Raw genomic sequence first — 20,138 nt, 5'->3', positions numbered from 1 at the left:
CACGTAGAAAGATCGCTTGAAGTATGACGGGGATAAAACACAGTTTGATACAACTCCGCACACATCGTTCCACCCTCTTTTTTCCTGAAATGCGATAATCCGCCGATAAAAATCGTATTTTCTTTTATGCCCAGTCATTTTCATCGCCTGAAAAGACCATGTAAAATAAAGGGTTTAGTGAGCAAAAAGGCTATAAGTCATGATCACCACCGACGGTAATAACGCAGTCGCCTCTGTGGCGTGGCGAAGCAATGAAGTCATCGCCATCTACCCCATCACTCCCAGCTCCAGCATGGCTGAACACGCGGCCGCCTGGTCGAGCGACGGAGGGCTGAACATATGGGGAGACACGCCCCGCGTTGTTGAAATGCAATCGGAAGGCGGTGCGATCGCTACCGTCCACGGCGCATTGCAGACGGGCACACTCGCTACCACGTTTACCTCATCGCAGGGTCTGCTGCTGATGATCCCCACGCTGTATAAGCTGGCTGGTGAGTTAACGCCGTTCGTCCTGCACGTCGCTGCCCGTACGGTCGCGACGCATGCACTTTCCATCTTTTGCGATCATTCGGACGTCATGGCTGTACGCCAGACGGGCTGCGCCATGCTGTGCGCCAGCAATGTGCAGGAAGCGCAGGATTTCGCGCTGATTTCACAGATTGCCAGCTTGAACAGTCGCCTACCGTTTATCCATTTCTTCGACGGTTTCCGTACCTCACACGAAATTAATAAAATTGAGCCACTGAGTGATGAGGTTATCCACCAGCTTCTACCACAGCAGGCTATTGATGCACACCGTGAGCGAGCACTCACACCAGAACGCCCGGTGATTCGTGGTACGGCATCTAACCCAGATACTTTCTTCCAGGCGCGTGAAGCAACCAACCGCTGGTATGACGCAGCTTATGAGCACGTTGAGCAGGCGATGAACGATTTCGCCGCAGCCACAGGACGCCAGTACCAGCCGTTTGAATACTACGGCCACCCGGAAGCGACCAAAATCGTCGTCCTGATGGGTTCCGGCGTCGGCACCTGCGAAGAAGTGATCGATACGCTGCTGACGCGCGGCGAGAAAGTCGGCGTGGTGAAAATCCGCCTGTATCGTCCGTTCTCTGCCAAGCATCTGCTGGCCGTCATTCCGCAAACGGCGAAGAGCATCGCGGTGCTGGACCGTACTAAAGAACCGGGTGCGCTGGCTGAACCGCTATATCTCGATGTGATGACTGCGCTGGCCGAGGCGTTCTCCGCTGGTGAGCGTTCACTTATGCCACGGGTGATTGGCGGGCGTTACGGGCTGTCTTCCAAAGAATTTACCCCGCAGTGCATACAGGCCATCTTTAATGAGTTAGCGCTTGCTAACCCACGACCGCGCTTCACTGTCGGGATTTATGACGATGTCACCAACCTGTCTCTGCCGCTGCCGGAACAGCACTTTCCAAGCAGTGCGTCACTCGAAGCCCTGTTCTACGGCTTGGGGAGTGACGGCACCGTTTCTGCGACCAAGAACGCAATCAAAATTGTCGGTGAAACTACGCCGATGTTTGTACAGGGCTACTTTGTCTATGACTCGAAGAAAGCCGGTAGCCTGACCGTTTCCCACATGCGTGTTGGCCCGCATCCGATCAATTCAGCTTATCTGATCGATCAGGCCGATTTTGTCGCCTGCCATCAGTGGCAGTTTATCGACAAGTACAGTATGGTCGAACGGCTGAAGCCCGGCGGTATTTTCCTGATTAACTCGCCGTATACCAGCGACGACCTGTGGCACCGATTGCCACAGGAAGTGCAGGCGGGGCTTAACCAGCGCAATGCCCGCGTGTACTGCATCAACGCAGCCAAGATTGCCCGCGAATGCCATCTGGGCGCGCGTATTAACACCGTTATGCAGATGGCGTTCTTCCACCTGTCACAGATTTTGCCAGCGGATGTCGCGGTAGAAAAACTGCGCACCGCCATCGCCAAGAGCTACGGCAGTAAAGGTCAGGAGTTGGTTGAGCGTAACTGGCAGGCGCTAAGCGCCACGCTGGAAGCACTGGCAGACGTTCCGCGAGAAGCCGTCAACCCAGACAGCCCGCAACGCCCACCAGTGGTGTCCGACGCCGCACCCGATTTCGTCAAGACCGTCACAGCCGCGATGCTAGCTGGGCTAGGCGATACGCTACCCGTTTCTGCCCTGCCACCCGATGGCACGTGGCCGACGGGCACCACCAAGTGGGAAAAACGCAATATCGCGGAAGAGATTCCGCTATGGCAGCCGCAGCTTTGTACGCAGTGTAACCATTGTGTTGCCGCCTGCCCGCACTCGGCTATCCGCGCCAAAGTCGTTCAGCCAGACGCAATGGAAAATGCACCAGCCTCACTGCAATCGCTGGATGTAAAAGCACGCGACATGCGCGGCCAGAAATACGTGTTGCAGGTCGCTCCAGAAGACTGCACCGGTTGTAATCTGTGTGTAGAAGTCTGTCCGGCCAAAGACCGTCAGAACCCAGAAATCAAAGCCATCAATATGGAATCCCGTCTTGATAATCTGACGGCAGAAAAAGAGAACTTTGATTTCTTCCTGCAATTGCCGGAGATCGACAAGTCCACACTGGAACGTATCGATATTCGTACCTCTCAGTTGATTTCACCGCTATTCGAGTACTCTGGTGCCTGTTCCGGCTGTGGTGAAACACCGTACATCAAGCTGCTGACGCAGCTCTATGGCGATCGTCTACTGGTGGCGAATGCCACAGGTTGTTCGTCTATTTATGGCGGTAATCTCCCCACCACTCCGTGGACGACCGATGCCAATGGTCGTGGCCCGGCCTGGGCTAACTCGCTGTTCGAGGATAACGCCGAATTCGGTCTGGGCTTCCGCTTGAGCGTCGATCAACATCGCCAGCGTGCGGTGCGCTTGCTCAATAAACTGGCACCGCAACTGCCGCCGGATCTGGTGAACGCGTTGCAGGAAGCGTCTATCGCGCCCGATCTGCGCCGTCAGCAAATTGCGCAGCTACGTGGGTTACTGGCAGCCATCAATGATACCGATGCCAACGTGCTGGCGAGCGAAGCCGACCACTTTGTCGATAAATCCATCTGGCTCATCGGGGGCGACGGCTGGGCGTATGACATCGGCTACGGCGGATTGGATCACGTGATGAGCCTGAGTGAAAACGTCAACGTGCTGGTACTGGATACGCAGTGTTACTCCAATACTGGCGGCCAGCAGTCCAAAGCCACCCCGCTAGGCGCAGTGACTAAATTTGGTGAGAAAGGGAAACGTAAAGCGCGTAAAGATCTGGGCATCAACGTCATGATGTACGGCCACGTATACGTTGCGCAGATCTCACTGGGTGCTCAGTTGAACCAAACGGTGAAAGCGATTCAGGAAGCCGAAGCCTGGCCGGGTCCATCACTGATTATCGCGTACAGCCCATGTGAAGAACACGGCTACGATCTGGCATTCAGCCACGATCAGATGCGCCAGTTGACGGCAACCGGCTTCTGGCCGCTCTATCGCTTCGATCCGCGCCGCGCCGAAGAAGGTAAAGCCGCGTTGGTGACAGATTCTCGTCCGCCATCCAGCAGCCTGAGTGAAACGCTGTTGAAAGAGCAACGCTTCCGCCGCTTGAATAGCATGATGCCGGAAGAAACCGCACAGCTCTATGAAGAGGCTGAACTGGATCTGCGCCGCCGCTTTGACTTCCTGACCATGATGGCAGGCAAGGCAGATAAAAGCCCACAGGAATAACCTGTCCCTCCAAACCGGCTTCGGCCGGTTTTTTTATGGCGTGCTACTCCTGGCCGCCCCCCTTACGGGCCGTTTCGGGTTCCCCCTATCCAACAAGGGTTAATACCGAAGAACCCAACGCTGATAACCAGTTTGTCAGGCAGGATAAAGAGGGGCTGACAAGAAACGAGTTACCTTATATTTTATAAGATTATTCGCTCATTACGGTGTCAAAACACCTTCAAAGACGCAGAGGAAGAAACATGAAAGGAAAGTTCGCCCCCTCACAGATTGCACTGCACTGGCTGGTTTTTATGTTGCTTGCTATCACTTACGCTACGATAGAGCTACGTGGATTTGCTGAACGTGGTTCGTTGCTACGCACCGTAATGATTGTTACGCATTTTAGCTGTGGTGTAGCTATATTAGTTCTGATGCTGGCTCGCCTGTTGTTACGCCATCAGCACACTGCCCCCGCGATTACGCCACCGCCATCCCGTTTGCAGAGTGCGCTGGGTTCACTCACCCACGCTATCATCTATCTCCTGTTTATCACGCTGCCGATTTTAGGCGTTGCTTCACGCTACTATAATGGCCGGGACTGGATGCTTTTTGGTCTCGGTATGCCAACGTCAAGTACGCCGAATTTCGAACTGGCCGAAACGCTGATTGGCTGGCATGAAACGCTGGCACCGCTAGGGTACTGGCTCATTGCACTGCATACCGCAGCCGCCTTGTTCCACCACTATGTTATGAAAGACAACACGCTACTGCGTATGATGCCAGCCAAGCGTGATTAATCAGGCAGCCAAGGAGCAAAAATGAAAGTCGCGCTGGGACAATTCGCCGTTGACCGCGAGTGGCAGAAGAATGCCGCAACAATCGCTGAGTTTATGTCGGCAGCACAGCAAAACGGTGCCGATCTGCTGGTGCTGCCTGAGGGTGTGCTGGCGCGCGATATCACCAATCCCAATATGGTGCTCACCGCCGCTCAACCGCTTGATGGCCCGTTTGTGTCGTACCTGCTGGAGGCCAGCAAAGGCAATGACATGACAACCATGCTGTGTGTGCATATTCCAAATGGCGAAGGGAAAGTTTGGAATACGCTGCTAGCACTGCGTAGCGGTGAGATTATTGCGCAATACCGGAAGCTGCATCTGTACGATGCCTTTTCCGTACAAGAGTCGGAAAACGTTCTGCCCGGCGAAGAAGTTCCACCGCTGTTGACCATCGCCGGACTGAACGTCGGGCTAATGACCTGCTATGACATTCGCTTCCCTGAGTTTGCACGCCGCCTGGTACTGGACGGCGCAGATGTACTTGTTCTCCCTTCCGCCTGGATTAAGGGGCCGTTGAAAGAAGCGCATTGGGAGCTACTGGTGCGCGCAAGAGCACTGGAAAATACCACATATCTCGTTGCCGTTGGCGAATGCGGCGTCAAGAATATCGGCAACAGTATGGTCGTCGATCCTTTAGGCGTTGTTGTGGTTCAGGCACCGGAAACCCCCGCACTCATCTATGCCAATATTCAGCCAGAACGGCTGGCACACGCCCGTCAGGTTCTTCCGGTACTCGCTAATCGACGCTTTCAAAAACCCATGCTGGAAGGAGAAAACTGAGTCAGCGATATACTGGATAAGCTGGATCTCTCATGACGCGTCAAAAAGTGTGATTAGTTACACATGTTGTTTCCCTAGAAGACCATTCTGCACATATAATGCGCATCCGGTCTTTATCGACCCTAGCAGCCCGGCCTCCCTGTTCGGAGGCGCATTTATCACTCAAATAAAGAAATGAAAATGAGTATTCGCGCGATCTTTACTTTAGTTCTTGCAGCTGCCGCATTTAGCCAGGCCGCTTTTGCCGTTGTTTATCCTCTGCCTGCGGCTAACAGCCGATTGATAGGCGAGAATATCGAAATCACCGTACCGGAAGATAGCACGCAGCCGTTGGAGCATTTTGCATCACAGTTCCAAATGGGGCTGAGTAACGTGATGGAAGCTAACCCAGATGCGGACGTCTACCTGCCTGTTCCTGGCAGCAAAATGGTGATTCCTCATCAGTTAATTCTGCCAGATGCACCGCGTGAAGGCATTGTCATCAACAGCGCGGAAATGCGTCTGTACTACTACCCGAAAGGCTCTAAGACTGTGGTCGTGCTGCCAATCGGTATTGGCGAGTTAGGTAAAGATACGCCGATTAACTGGACAACCTCCGTTCAGCGCAAGAAAGCAGGCCCGACCTGGACGCCAACCGCCAAGATGCACGCAGAATATGCGGCACGCGGTGAAACACTGCAAAAAGTCTTCCCCGCAGGCCCAGATAACCCAATGGGACTGTATGCGCTGTACATCGGCAACCTGTACGCCATCCACGGCACCAACGCCAATTTCGGTATTGGCCTGCGCGTCAGCCACGGCTGTGTTCGTCTGCGTGCAGACGATATTAAATATCTGTTCAACACCGTTCCAGTGGGTACACGCGTTCAGTTCATCAATGAACCCGTGAAAGCCACCGTTGAGCCTGATGGTTCACGTTATGTCGAAGTTCACAACCCACTGTCCCGCACGGTAGAAGAATTCCATTCTGCTTCTCCGGCACCAATCAGCATGACGCCAAAAGTGAGCAAAGTTCTGGCTGATGCTAGCGTGAACACCAGCGAAGTGGATCAGGCAATCCAGAGACGTTCTGGTATGCCAACCAAAATCAATGGTTTGATCGAACAAGCCACGCCTGCGATTCCCATTGAATCGGTTGCTGCGCCAATCGCTCCAGAAGCACAGCAGCAAGATAGCCTTAATGCGGATCAAAATGCCGCACCAGTTGAGTCACAAACGACGACGGCAGAGGCCAACGCCAACCGTTCGTAATCGCGGTGACGCGTTGGAAACCGATTCAGATTTCCAACGCGTTTCTCAAACGCCCGACGCTTTCCCACCTTTAATGCCAAAGCTGATAATCTCGGCCTTACCTGAAGTAATTTTGTCGCAGTTCGCTTTGTATGGCTATCCGGCAATGCGCCATAGTTCACTCACGTCACCAGAGGGTGCTGATTCATTTCCCGCCGGATTCCCCGATAAATTCACACAACCGCGTGCTGCCGCTGAACCGAATCTGAAAAAACACTAAAATTTGTTCAGAAAAAAACGTGCGCACCATAACCTATCTGTGCGTCGCGTATTGCACCGCTTGCAAATCACAGCTACTTTTAACGTCATGGTTCTCCCCACCCGAAAGCGCAATAAATGACTGATAAAATAAAAAATATCGCTGCCTGCGAATTGCCTGCCAGCGTCCAATTCCCCTACTACGATCGTAAGGTGTTGAAGCCGCGTATCGTCCATATTGGTTTTGGCGCTTTTCATCGCGCTCATCAGGCGCTGCTCACCGATCGCGTGTTGAATATGGGGGGAGGAGACTGGGGGATTTGTGAAGTCGTGCTATTCAGCGACGACACCATGATCAATGCACTTCGTCAGCAGGACCATCTATTTACCGTGCTGGAAAAAGCCGCAACGGGCAATCAAGCGATTGTCGTCGGTGCCGTGTGCGAATCGTTACATGCCAAAATAGAAGGCATTGACGCCATTATTGAGAAACTTGCTGCGCCAGAAACGGCCATCGTCTCCCTGACGATTACCGAAAAAGGCTATTGCATGGACGGTACGAGCGGCAAGCTGGATCGTACCAATAAACTGATTCAACAGGATCTTGTCGATCCGCGCCATCCTGCCTCCGTACCGGGGTTACTGGCGGAAGCGCTGCGCTTGCGCCACGAACGTGGGATTGCGCCGTTCACCGTACTCTCCTGCGATAACGTGCCAAAAAATGGTAAAACGGCCAAAGCCGCCGTGCTGGAATCCGCGGGGATCAACGATCAGAGCCTGATCGATTGGATCAACACGAATGTCTCTTTCCCCAACACAATGGTGGATCGCATCGTCCCTGCTGCGACGCCTGAAGCGTTGCAGGAAATTGCCGATCACCTTGGCGTCGCCGATCCCTGTGCGGTAGCCTGTGAACCCTTTATCCAATGGGTGATTGAAGATCACTTCACTGCCGGACGACCAGAGTGGGAAAAGGCAGGCGTACAGTTGGTGCACGATGTCCTGCCATTTGAGGAAATGAAGCTGCGCATGTTGAACGGCAGCCACTCATTTTTAGCCTATCTTGGCTATCTTGCTGGGTATGATCACGTCAGCGATTGTATGAATAACGAGAACTATCGCCGGGTCGTGTCCCACCTGATGCTGCTGGAGCAAGCACCGACGCTCAGCGTGGTGGATATCGATCTGAAAGACTACGCCGTGCAATTACTTACCCGTTTTTCCAATCCGGCACTCAAGCATCGTACCTGGCAGATCGCGATGGACGGTTCACAGAAGTTGCCTCAACGTATGTTGGAATCACTACGTTGGCATGTGCGCAATGGAGGAGACTATCGTGCATTGGCATTGGGGATCGCAGGTTGGATGCGCTACGTCAGCGGAAAAGATGATGCGGGCAACCCGATCGAAATTCGCGATCCGCTGGCTGACAAGCTCAAGCACCTCGTTGCGGAAACCTCAGATAGCGCCGAACGGGTCAGTGCGTTTCTCAATCTTCGCCCTATTTTCGGCGAAGATCTGCCAGCAAACCACGATGTATTTAACGCTATCGCACAGGCTTATCTGAAACTACGCGATCACGGTGCCAAGAACACCGTAGCTGCGCTGATACAAGACGTTAAATAACGATAAGCCCCAGCAGCGCAAGATATACCGCACTTTGGGCACCCAATGCCAGAGTGCGGCTTTTACCTTTTGTGTCATCCAGCCACGGCAGCGCTGACCAGCTCATTCCCCCACCGATAACCGCAATGACCAACATCGCAACGGCAATCAGCCAGACAAGCTTATCCAGCAGCGAATTGGGAAACAGAATTTGCAACGCAGAAACCACAAGGAAAAATGTAACGCAGCGTAATACCCCGACCAAAATACCCGCACGATCTCTCAACCCACGCGGTGCGGATGCAGGTAACCACGCCTGAAAAGCAAACAACCCAACCACGGCAATAAAAATTACATAAATAATGGCATAGACCAGCAAATGACTCACGCTACAGCTCCTGATGAGGGAATTCGATAAAGCACACGGCTCGGGATGATGACGACATTTCCTCTATAAGGTCAATGCGTTATTGCACACCACGTTATCGATTTGTGGGGCAGCGCTCAATATTGCCTCGTCACCCGTTTGCACGCCAATGCCCCTCAGCGTAATAAATCTACACATTTTGTAAATTAAGAACACAAACGAGAAATCAAAAAATAATAAAAAGCAAATTAAAATATCTAATTTCATGATCAACCTGACAGATCGTCATTAAAAGCGCTCAAAAGCGTGATCGTCAGTTTACTTTCTTTTCAATAGAGCAAATTATAAAGAAATGACAGTTCATTCGAACTGAAATATTGTTTCATTTTTGTAATTAGGCTGATCATGAATAAACTAATCTCTTTTAAACACACCTTCTGCTACGGCAGCGCAAACCTGCTTGGCAGTGGCGCGCTCGCTATCAGCGGCGCATGGCTGATGTACTTTTACACCACATTTTGTGGGTTAACATTGGTTCAGGCTGCTGCTATTTTCTCCGTCGCCAGCATCATTGATGCTATCAGTAACCCTATCATGGGTTACATCAGCGATAACTTCTACAACACCCGTATTGGTCGCCGATTTGGTCGCCGCCGCTTCTTTATCTTGCTGGGTGCACCACTGGTACTGGTCTACCCCATGCTGTGGGTTGAAGGCTTTGGCTTCTGGTACTATCTGGCAACATACGTGCTGTTCGAGCTGATTTATACCTCGATCATGGTGCCGTATGAGACGCTGGCTACCGAAATGACTTCCGATTTCAAACTGCGCTCTAAGCTGACAGGTTCTAAAGCCATTTTCGGTAAAATCGCCAACTTCCTGGCCGCGTTCATTCCAGGACAGTTTATTGCCATCTACGGTAAAGACTCTGCAACGCCATTCTTCTATACCGGGCTGGTCTACGGCGCCATTATGTGTACGGCGATGATCGCACTGTATATGACCTCTTGGGAGCGTCCGGTAAACGAAATCGTACGTGAAAGCACATCCAGCCTGTGGCAGGCCATGAAAAAGCTAAGCGTGGATATGGCCTCCACCTTCCGCCTGCGTATTTTCCGCAAGCATCTGGGGATGTACCTGTTTGGCTTCGGCGCTGAATGGCTTTTCGCTTCCGCGTTTACCTACTTCATCGTCTTTGGCCTGAAACAAAACACGGCGCTCGTGTCACACCTCAACAGTTTCAGCTCCGTTATGCAGCTTATTTCTACCGCCGCCTTTATCGCTATTTGCGTGAAAATGGGCTTTGCACGGCCGTTCCGTCTGGCACTGATGGTGGTGATTGTCAGCGTATTGGCCTATGCCGCACTCTATTTTGCAAACTGGTCAGAAGACATGACCATCTTCGTCCTGTTTGCCATTACTGCTGTATTTGGTCTGAGCACGGGCGGTATCTACTACATTCCGTGGACGGTTTATACCTTCCTGGCCGATGTGGATGAAGTACTGACTGGACGTCGTCGTGAAGGTATTTACGCAGGTGCAATGACCTTTGCTGGCAAAATGGTGCGTTCCGTCATTGTCTTCGCTATGGGTTGGACGCTGAGCCAATTCGGCTTTGTCTCCGGGCAGTCAGTACAGCCGGAATCTGCCGTACAGGCGATTGTTGGCGTGTTCTCACTAGGCGTTATCGCTCTTGCACTGGTTGCGATTTACTACACGACGCAGATGAAACTGGATCGTAAGAACCACGCCATTCTGCTGGAAGAAATTGCACGCATCAAAGCGGGCGGCGCCATTGCCGATATCCCCGCTCATGCTCGTGCAGTCGCAGAAGAACTGACAGGTTGGGAATATGAGAAGTGCTGGGGCAACAACCCGTTAGGTGTTCAGTCAGAAGAAACGAAACCTCAGGTTGCAACGGCACAGCATTAATCGAAGACGATCGTTTATTGAAAACAAGCATCGATTGAAAACTGGCATCAACTAAAAGTTATCATCAACTAAAAACAATCAGCCCAATCTCGTATTGGGCTGATTTATTTAGAGCTTCGTATTTTGATTAACAGAGCAGACAGGATATGGCAGACGATCGCATCAATCGCCTGCCAAAATGCAGGATCAAATCAACGAGGCTTCTTTCAATTCGCTTTTCAGGTAAGCGTAGTATATCGGGGCTGCAATCACACCGGACAAACCAAATGCCGCTTCAAATACCAGCATCGCCAGTAGAATTTCCCACGCGTGTGCTTTGATCCTCGTCCCGACAATTTGTGCATTCAGGAAATACTCTAGCTTGTGAATCAGCATCAAATACACCAGCGCAACCAACGCGATCGGCAACGAAAGGGATAAGCCAGACAGAAAAACGATCGAATTAGAGATCAAGTTGCCAATCACCGGCAGCAGGCCAAACACAAAGGTGAGCACTACCAGCGTTTTGGCAAACGGCAGATGGATACCGCATAGCGGCAGAGCGCCAAGAATAAAAATGGCAGACAGGGTCGTGTTAACCACAGAGATTTTTACCTGAGCAAAAACAATGTTGCGAAACGATGCCGACAACAGTGAAACCCGGCGCATCAACTCCGCTTTTAGTAGTGGTTTTTCCGTATCCTGATCGACGTTATAAAGCGAGACAATCGCCCCAAGTACCATACCGATGAGCATTGTCACAAACCCATGCAGGAAGCTTTTCCCCATGTTCTGCAACATCACAATGTGCGCCTGAACCCATTGCAGCAACTCATGCTGAAGCTCTTCGATACTGACTGGCAAATATCCCGGTAAGTAGTGGACTATCTGCTGCTGGATATCATTGAGGATATAACCAATACGCACGTTGAACGCAGCGGTATCCTTCATTTCCTGCATCAACAACCCGACCAAACTGCCGAACAATAGGCTCAGCAAACTGACAACCAGCGTGCTGATTACTGCGACCACAATCCAGCGGGCGCGTTTGCCGCTGATGACCCGTTGAAAATAGGGGGTCAGCAAATTGACAATTTCATACACCAAAAAGCCAGCAATAAAACAGGCTAGCAAGCGTAAAGGCAGCAATATAAACAGGCCACCCATGATAAAGAAAAAGCTCAGCAGGCGAGCTTGTTTCAGATTCAGTAACTGCATGATGACATCCTGTATGAAGAGGCAACGCCGAGAATACCCTTTGTGGAGTATGCTACGCCTTTTTCAGCATCAACAGATTGATATATATGCGCTAGATTTATGTCTATTCTGCGAGCGATAACCAACCAGATAACAAACGAGGGATATTTTTGGTGTTTTATCAGCGAAATGCCAGCGGTGTTTTAGCTCGGACGGATATCAATCCACCAGGAAAAACGCCTTGTCACCTTCACGGGTAGCGTCCGTGTCACTGCATCAAGCAAGCGATCGGTTTCTTGTAGCGGAAAAACACCCGAAATCCGTAGATTCACCACAGCAGAATCAACATGAAAATACCCACTGTGATAACGGGAAATTTCATTGATGAATTGCCCTAGCGGCATACTGTCCGCCACCAGTTGTCCTTTGCGCCAGCTCTGGCGGAAATTCTCAACGGGCGCAGGCTCACTGCACTTGTCACGGGTAAAGATAACCTGCTGCCCTGCCGTCACGCGCGGCGCGGCGGGTACTGATGTTTGTAGCAAAACCTCACCGCGAAAAACGGAAAGAACGCAGTGGGCGGACGTATAGCGTAGTGCCAATTGGCAGGAGTGCGCCGCAGCAGCGAGATCGCCATGCGGCGTGGTCAACCTGACAGCATGGGGCGTTTGGTTATCCAACATCAACTCACCTTTGATCAATTGAAACGTCAGCGGCTGAGACAACGCAGGATTGCCCTGTTGATTCAATGCCGAGTCTGTATTGAGCCAGAGGGTCATCCCCTTTTCGATGCTAAGTTCACGAGTTTCTCCCGTCCCAGTTCGGTAATCCGCCGCATAGCTTTCCCACGGCAGACTAAAGCCAATGCCACCAGTGATACTGGTAATCACCAATAATTTGAGCATACGCCGACGTTCTTCGCCGCGCTTACTCAGCACCGAGGAGGCTAGTTGGCTATCTACCGTATGGAAGCGGGCATGAATCTGTTCAACCTGCTGCCAGGCAAGACGATGGGATTCATCTTGATGTAACCAATGCTGCCATGTATGACGATCGTGTTCGGAACAGTTTTCGTCATACAGCGTGGCATACCACTCAGCGGCGGCATACAGAACGTCTTTCGGGATAGAGGAAATCATAAGTCCTGACACAATAGACAATTCAGCATTGCCTGTGCCATATATTTTTTCACCATCCGCTCGGAAACGGCTAATTGTTCAGCCACCTGTCGATAAGTCAAGCCGTCAAGATGCACCAGCAAGAATGCCTGACGCACTTTACCCGGCAACGTCGACAGCATCTGTTCTATAGCCAGCAACGCATCAACGACCATAGCCTGCTGCTCCAACGAGGGCGAAAAGGTAAATTCCTGCTCTGCCAGCACCTGAAGGTAGGCATGCTCAATATCTTTGCGTCGCCAGTGGTTCACCATCAGCCCGTGGGCTACGGTCGTCAGCCAGGCGCGCGGTTCACGGATGCGATCGGTCTGATGCTGATAGATCAAACGTAGAAACGTATCCTGTGCCAAATCCGCCGCCTGCTGTGAACACCCCAAACGCCGACGTAACCATGCCTGCAACCAGGCATTGTGGTCATGGTAAATTTGCTGAACGCTTAAGGTTTCAGGCTGATTGGGGCAAACAGCAGCGGGACTCTTCACGGTATTCGCTCAATGTGACAGCAATGAAATGATTTTCATTATCATTAACAGCAAAGTCAACGACTATTCACGCCAATCGTGCCGATTACGGTAAAAAGGAGGGCGCTGCATGGCGTACATGCAACAAGAAAGAAGCCCGAGGGCTTCTTTCAGTGAGAGTCGAGAAGGAAGATTACCAGCGATAGCTGATATTTGCATTGATGTTACGGCCTTCGCCGTAGTAGCACCAATAGTTACAGGCGCTGACATACTCACGGTTTGTCAGGTTGGTGGCATTAACCTGCAACCGCCAGTCTTTACTGAAATCATAGGCAATCATCGCATCCCACAGCGTATAGGCCGGAACCTTCATATCCTCTGTATTAGCAATATCACCGTAAGCGCTGCCCACATAGCGCACACCGCTTCCAATACTTAACCCTTCCAGCGTGCCATTAAAGGCATAAGTTGCCCAACCAGACACAATATGTTCAGGCAGGCCCAGTAGGCGTTTTCCCACCTCACCCACTGAACCGGATTTGGTCGTCTCCACTTCGTTGTATGTGTAGTTTGCTGTCAGCGTCAGACCGCGATAAACCTCACCGCTCAGTTCCAGTTCGAGGCCGCGTGAACGCGCTTCACCCGCCTGAATAGTCAAATTCGGGTTTTTAGGATCTGTCGTTTTAACGTTTTTCTGTTCCAGATTAAATAGGGCAGCAGAAGCATAGCCGTTAAAACCTTCCGGCGTATATTTCACACCAAGTTCCGTCTGCTGGCCTTCTTCCGGTACATAAGGACGCTGGTAACCATCACGACCCGATACCGGCAGGAAGGATTCGGAGTAACTGATGTAAGGAGAAATACCGTTATCAAACAGGTACATTACCCCAGCAGTCTTGGTAAATTTGGTATCGTCGGTGCGAGTATCCGCGCCTGATGAAAAATTACGGTCACGAGACTTCGCCACGTCGTAACGTCCGCCCAATAAAAAGATCAAACGTTCATCATATTTGATCTGATTCTGAATATAGTAACCCGTCTGATGACGGCCAGAGCGGTGAGCGAACAGTTGGCTGTCAGGCGACGTATAGTTGCCGTAAACCGGATTGAAGATGTCAATAGGTTGGCCAAAAGAGGAGAGGTTCGCATCGCGGCTTTGTGCATTGGCTCGGCGATAGTCGAAACCGAGCAACAGGGTATTTTCAATATTTTCCCACTGCCATTCGCCCACTAAACGGTTATCCGTAGCCCAGTTTTGCGCAAAGCCATCGCGGTAGGTCAGCCCGCGGCTGGCGCGGCGTTCATCCACCATACCGATTGCATAAGCATTGCGTAAATCCAAATTCAGATAGGTGTAATTCAGGTTCTGATGGAACGTCCAGGTATCGTTCAGATGATGCGTAAACTCATAGCCCAGGTTGAACTGTCGGGTATCGTGGCGATTGATACCCGGCTCGCCCAGCGACGTTTTATAGCCCACTTTGCCAAACGGCGTGCCATGTAATGTACCGTACGGCAGCTTAAAGCCGTTGGTCGTGTCAGACTTTGTATCCATGTAGCTGGCTAACACGGTCAGCTCCGTGTTTTCTCCAAGGAACGTGACGCTTGGCGCTAAATAGAAACGTTTGCTCTTCGAGAAATCCATCTCGCCCGAGGTATCACGCGCCAGCGCGACAACGCGGTACAGCACTGAGCCGTCATCGTTTAACGGACCCGCACTGTCGACGGCCAAATGGCGATAGTCGTTAGAGCCGTATTCCAGCTCCACTTTTCCCTGCGGCAAACGCGTAGGTCGTTTAGTAATGACGTTAACCAGGCCACCCGGTGGATTTTGCCCATACAGAACAGAAGCTGGGCCTTTCAGCACTTCGATACGCTCGACGCCAAATGGCTCAATCTGCTGACCATAGAACCCATCTTCATTCAGCGTAGCCAGGCCATTCTGGAACCGGGACTGATCGCTAAATCCACGAATGGTCACCCATTCAGCTTTATTATCCGGCCCGTATGTCGTTGCCAGAATACCGCTGCTATAGCGCAACGCCTGATCGATCTTTTGCGCACCGCGTTCTTCGATCTGCTGCTCTGTTACGACCGAAACCGCACGGGGGGTCTCTGAAATCGGCACATCCAGCTTCATCGCAGTATTTGGTGGCGCGGTGACAACGATCCGATCGTTTTTAGCAGTAATGGGCGCTGAAACTGGCACGGGTTCACTCGCCGTACGCTGTACTAACGTCACACTGCCATCGGTGCTGTACTGTGCACTTAGGCCACTGCTGCCAAGAATCTGCTGGAAACCTTGCTCAACGCTGTAGTCCCCCCGTAACCCCGCGCCACGTTTACCCGCGACTAATGCCGGATCGTAAGACAGTAATACCCCAGCCTGTTGCGCAAATTGATTGAGTACCTGATTAAGCGGACCAGATGACACCGCGTATGGTTGGACAGATGCCGCAGATGCCGCATAGACCGCTGCCACTGGCAGCACTGAGGCAAACGATGCCCCAAGTACCCCGGCACGTAAAGTACGCGCCAACAGGTGGGTACGAAATTTGACCATTATTTATCCCCTATCGCATAAGAAACACTTGTTTTCAGAAGCTATGCCACTTGAGCGGGCAAGAAAGGGAACTAAAAATCGAAAAATAATTGAAATGATAGATTATGAATAAAATTATTACCGGAAACGCGTTGTCAATATTGGTCAACCATACCTGTGCTAGCAAAAAAATAACGTCATTCTCATCAACATGTACTGCATGGTCGGAAAGGTTATATAAGCTTAATTACATCAACAAGTAGACGAGAGTCTACTTATGTCACTTACCGCCATTTCGGGTTCAACACGCTAAAAATGAAGAAGTTTTTAAGAACCTATGATTCGTATTTAATAAACAGTGATGCTTAAAGGAATAATTCATGAACAAGCTCAAGGGAATAGAGAGGAAAACAGGATGAAATCGAAACGTTTCGCTGCTTATTTTAAAAAGGCATGCTACATACTATGAAATAGTTAACCCTTTATTTTAACTTGGTTTTTCACATTACTTTGACTAATGAAGCAGGCCTTTATTCTCCATTCGAGGAAAATAGCTGCTGTTTTATCGCTTTACTGGCCGTAAACGCGTGCAGGGAAGCAATCGTTTGCTATTGATAAAATTCACCTATATTCGTAATAATGGCGTTATTAATAACAACAGTTTTTCTTTTGCTATTATTTCCCACTGGAAAATACGCGAGTCTATTCTTCCAGCCAGATAATCTACGACTCTTCAAACTTATGAAGCCAAATTTGTTGAGGGTTCAGCCGTATCCTGGTTCAGGATTAGCAAAGAAAGCACCCGGTTTTCAACGTTCAGCTTAGAAAAAGACAGCGTACTCAGTTGCTTTTTAGTAAAGCCATCAGACAACAGATCCGACACCACGCGTGTACTCAACACATTCGCATTCGTCATAAAATCGTGATAAGCAAACTTTACATTGATAGGTAGCACATCATCAATTGAGACGGGCGTATTCATTTCAGCACGCAATCCAAAATGGGCGTTGAAGGCAGAATTTGCGCAGACGACTTTACATTTCTCGTCAATCACTGCCACAGCACGCCGATCATTCTGAACTGGTTGAGAAAGCATGCCTAAAATCTCATTCCGGCCAAATATCAGACTCATTGTTTCCTCTGCATCATGCTATGTAAAAAGATATCTCACAGCACACCATGACCTCACGGTGCACCATTGATAAGCAATCAACCTACCGGAATACAAAAAATTTCCGGATTAATCGTGTTCTTCCCTACCCCAGGAAATCACTTAATGAAGAAAGCGAATTCACTAACCAGAACCCTTTACATGTTCTTAGGCTACCAAGGCTCAAACATCTGCCGCCTTACTCAGCGTCAGTGATATTGGGTATATATCTGTTATTTATTTTTGGAAACAGGATATTTCTGAATAAGGCACAAAAATAACATTTCGCTTTTTTTGTTGTCAGCAACTTGCTGAGCGGCATCTTTACTCTTTTTAAGGAGGTCTGCATTTGTCCTATGCAACTTCCTAGAGTGTAGATTATTCACACTTATCTGCCCGTTGATAATCAGATAAATCTATTTCATTAATAGTCTACATATAATTAACAAATGAAACAAAATATCAACATATGGAACAGCGTTGAGCGCGCTACTGGCAGACTCAGGTAGAAATATACTCTGAACAGGATTTTTACTATCGGCTGAATAAGCAGGATCTTTATACCATTTGATCGTAAAGGGCGATCAAAAACCTGATAACGATAGACATAATCTATTGAAAACAATGAATTGATCGTTAATGACATTATAACAACCTGGATAATTCTACTGACTTTCATATTGTGACACACATCACTTATCACATTTTTGCTACCGAAAAAAAGCAACCTGTTTTCTGAACCAAAAGACTATCTTTTAAGTAACATTTCATTGCTTTTCCTGCATTGCGTGATCAATCGCGCAAAAAAGAAACAAAGATAACAGGTTAACTACAATTAACCATTATTTGACATAGCATTAACATGTTTAAGGAGAAGCGCTATGACACAACATAATAAACACGCCATTCCCGCTGCAATTGTGAAAAATGCACTGATAAATGCCCAGCAATACGAAAATATGTATCGGCTGTCCGTTGACGATCCCGCCACCTTTTGGGGTGAACAAGGAAAGATCGTCGATTGGATCAAACCCTATGAAACGATTAAGAACACCTCATTCGACCCTGGCCACATCCGTATTCGCTGGTTTGAGGATGGGACACTTAATGTGGCAGCAAACTGTCTGGACCGTCATCTGGCCGAGCGTGGCGATCAAACTGCCATTATCTGGGAAGGCGATGACGCAACAGAAAGTAAGAAGGTCACCTATCGAGAACTGCACCAATCTGTGTGCCGCTTCGCCAATGTACTGAAGTCACAAGGCGTCAAGAAAGGTGATGTCGTTGCCATTTATATGCCGATGGTGCCGGAAGCCGCTGTGGCAATGTTGGCCTGTGCCAGAATCGGCGCGATTCACTCGGTAATCTTCGGAGGCTTCTCTCCCGAAGCAATTTCCGGGCGTATCATCGATTCTAGCGCCAAGCTGGTCATCACTGCCGATGAAGGCATACGCGCCGGACGAGTGATCCCGCTGAAGAAGAATATTGATGAGGCGTTGAAGAACCCCAACGTCACCACTATTTCCAACGTTATCGTTTTCCGTCGTACAGGAAAGATCGGTGAATGGAAAGAGGGGCGCGATCTGTGGTGGCACGATCTGGTTGAAAAAGCAGACGACCATTGCCCGCCAGAAGAGATGAATGCGGAAGATCCTCTCTTTATCCTTTATACGTCAGGTTCGACCGGTAAACCCAAAGGCGTACTGCACACCACTGGCGGCTATCTGGTTTATGCTGCACTGACCTTCAAGTACGTCTTCGACTACCACCCCGGCGACATCTACTGGTGTACGGCGGACGTCGGTTGGGTCACGGGGCATAGCTACCTGCTTTATGGCCCGCTGGCATGCGGGGCGATTACGCTGATGTTTGAAGGTGTGCCAACCTGGCCTGATGCCCGCCGTATGGCCCAAGTGGTCGATAAACATCAGGTCAACATCCTCTATACCGCACCGACCGCGATCCGCGCCCTGATGGCTGAAGGTGATAAAGCGATCGAGGGTACATCGCGTGAATCGCTCAGGATCATGGGTTCCGTCGGCGAGCCGATCAACCCAGAAGCCTGGGAGTGGTATTTCAACAAAATTGGCAATGGAAAATGCCCTATCGTCGACACCTGGTGGCAAACGGAAACGGGCGGTTTCATGATCACCCCGATCCCCGGTGCGATCGAGGCGAAAGCGGGCTCCGCAACGCGCCCATTTTTCGGTGTCCAGCCTGCGCTCGTCGACAACCTCGGCAACCCACAGGCAGGCACTGCCGAAGGTAATCTGGTGATCGTGGATTCGTGGCCGGGTCAGGCACGAACCCTGTTTGGCGATCACGATCGCTTCGAGCAAACCTACTTCTCCACCTTTAAAGGCATGTACTTCAGCGGCGACGGCGCACGCCGTGACGAGGATGGCTATTACTGGATCACCGGCCGCGTTGACGACGTGCTGAACGTTTCTGGACACCGTCTGGGGACGGCGGAAATCGAATCGGCGCTCGTTGCCCACCCCAAGATTGCCGAAGCAGCCGTAGTCGGCATCCCACATCATATGAAAGGGCAGGCCATTTATGCCTACATCACACTAAACCACGGCGAAGAGCCGTCCAGTGAACTGTATACGGAAGTGCGCAACTGGGTGCGTAAAGAAATTGGCCCCATTGCCACGCCGGACATCCTACATTGGACAGACTCCTTACCCAAAACGCGATCCGGCAAAATCATGCGTCGTATTTTGCGTAAGATCGCCGCCGGTGACACCAGCAATCTGGGGGATACCTCAACGCTGGCCGATCCTGGCGTCGTCGAAAAACTGCTCGAAGAAAAGCAGGCCATGAGTACCGCCTCTCAATAACGACCTGACCCACCGCTCTCTTCATTCCCGTAAGCCATGACGTGGCTTGCGGGGATGCGGCTGGC

Annotated in this window: 14 protein-coding genes; 8 read left to right on the top strand and 6 right to left on the bottom strand. The window is 50.6% G+C overall.

Translation table 11 applies throughout. The features are described from left to right. Positions 1-199 precede the first annotated feature (199 nt). The 6 genes from nifJ to AACH44_RS03750 all read left to right on the top strand — a co-directional run bounded on the left by nifJ (position 200) and on the right by AACH44_RS03750 (position 8,445). A complete protein-coding gene (nifJ, locus tag AACH44_RS03775) occupies positions 200-3,733 on the top strand; it encodes a pyruvate:ferredoxin (flavodoxin) oxidoreductase (RefSeq protein ID WP_261847220.1) in 3,534 nt (1,177 codons plus the stop codon). A gap of 242 nt (positions 3,734-3,975) precedes the next feature. Continuing rightward, on the top strand, positions 3,976-4,512 hold the full coding sequence (cybB, locus tag AACH44_RS03770; RefSeq protein ID WP_261847219.1) for a cytochrome b561: 537 nt from the start codon (positions 3,976-3,978) through the stop codon (positions 4,510-4,512). A gap of 21 nt (positions 4,513-4,533) precedes the next feature. After that, the gene (locus tag AACH44_RS03765; RefSeq protein ID WP_261847218.1) at positions 4,534-5,331 is read left to right on the top strand and encodes a deaminated glutathione amidase; all 798 of its coding nucleotides are present in this window, start codon (positions 4,534-4,536) and stop codon (positions 5,329-5,331) included. A gap of 180 nt (positions 5,332-5,511) precedes the next feature. Further along, positions 5,512-6,582 carry a L,D-transpeptidase family protein gene (locus AACH44_RS03760; RefSeq protein ID WP_261847217.1) on the top strand — a complete coding sequence of 357 codons (1,071 nt, stop codon included), beginning with the start codon at positions 5,512-5,514 and terminating at the stop codon, positions 6,580-6,582. Positions 6,583-6,595: 13 nt separating this feature from the next. Continuing rightward, positions 6,596-6,841, top strand: coding sequence for a hypothetical protein (locus AACH44_RS03755; protein WP_261847216.1), 246 nt, complete (start codon positions 6,596-6,598; stop codon positions 6,839-6,841). 116 nt (positions 6,842-6,957) lie between these two features. Beyond that, positions 6,958-8,445, top strand: coding sequence for a mannitol dehydrogenase family protein (locus AACH44_RS03750; RefSeq protein WP_261847215.1), 1,488 nt, complete (start codon positions 6,958-6,960; stop codon positions 8,443-8,445). On the opposite strand, the gene AACH44_RS03745 is transcribed toward AACH44_RS03750, so the two are convergent. Further along, positions 8,438-8,812, bottom strand: coding sequence for a hypothetical protein (locus AACH44_RS03745; RefSeq protein WP_261847214.1), 375 nt, complete (start codon positions 8,810-8,812; stop codon positions 8,438-8,440). The genes AACH44_RS03750 and AACH44_RS03745 overlap by 8 nt on opposite strands. A 384-nt stretch (positions 8,813-9,196) precedes the next feature. Here AACH44_RS03745 and AACH44_RS03740 point away from each other — a divergent pair, with 384 nt between their 5' ends. Beyond that, positions 9,197-10,723, top strand: a complete 1,527-nt coding sequence (locus AACH44_RS03740; RefSeq protein ID WP_261847213.1) for an MFS transporter — start codon at positions 9,197-9,199, stop codon at positions 10,721-10,723. Positions 10,724-10,909: 186 nt separating this feature from the next. Here the strand turns inward: AACH44_RS03740 and AACH44_RS03735 are convergent, their stop codons facing one another. The 5 genes from AACH44_RS03735 to AACH44_RS03715 form a co-directional block, all read right to left on the bottom strand. Continuing rightward, entirely contained in the window at positions 10,910-11,920 is a 1,011-nt protein-coding gene (locus AACH44_RS03735; RefSeq protein ID WP_261847212.1) for an AI-2E family transporter, read from the bottom strand. Positions 11,921-12,102: 182 nt separating this feature from the next. After that, positions 12,103-13,038, bottom strand: coding sequence for a FecR domain-containing protein (locus AACH44_RS03730; RefSeq protein WP_261847211.1), 936 nt, complete (start codon positions 13,036-13,038; stop codon positions 12,103-12,105). Further along, the gene (locus tag AACH44_RS03725; RefSeq protein ID WP_261847210.1) at positions 13,035-13,559 is read right to left on the bottom strand and encodes a sigma-70 family RNA polymerase sigma factor; all 525 of its coding nucleotides are present in this window, start codon (positions 13,557-13,559) and stop codon (positions 13,035-13,037) included. Before AACH44_RS03725 ends, AACH44_RS03730 begins: the two co-directional genes overlap by 4 nt. Before the next feature lie 172 nt (positions 13,560-13,731). Further along, entirely contained in the window at positions 13,732-16,101 is a 2,370-nt protein-coding gene (locus AACH44_RS03720) for a TonB-dependent siderophore receptor (protein WP_261847209.1), read from the bottom strand. A 718-nt stretch (positions 16,102-16,819) separates the two neighbouring features. Further along, positions 16,820-17,212, bottom strand: a complete 393-nt coding sequence (locus AACH44_RS03715) for a transcriptional regulator (protein ID WP_261847208.1) — start codon at positions 17,210-17,212, stop codon at positions 16,820-16,822. Positions 17,213-18,111: 899 nt separating this feature from the next. Here AACH44_RS03715 and acs point away from each other — a divergent pair. Continuing rightward, positions 18,112-20,073: an acetate--CoA ligase gene (acs, locus tag AACH44_RS03710; protein WP_261847207.1), complete on the top strand. Its 1,962-nt coding sequence runs from the start codon at positions 18,112-18,114 to the stop codon at positions 20,071-20,073. Positions 20,074-20,138 lie beyond the last annotated feature (65 nt).

The sequence above is a fragment of the Pectobacterium araliae genome, from assembly GCF_037076465.1.
In the GTDB taxonomy this organism is placed as follows: domain Bacteria; phylum Pseudomonadota; class Gammaproteobacteria; order Enterobacterales; family Enterobacteriaceae; genus Pectobacterium; species Pectobacterium araliae.
Note: the sequence above shows the minus strand (reverse complement) of the source record. Positions and strands in the feature narration are given on the sequence as shown.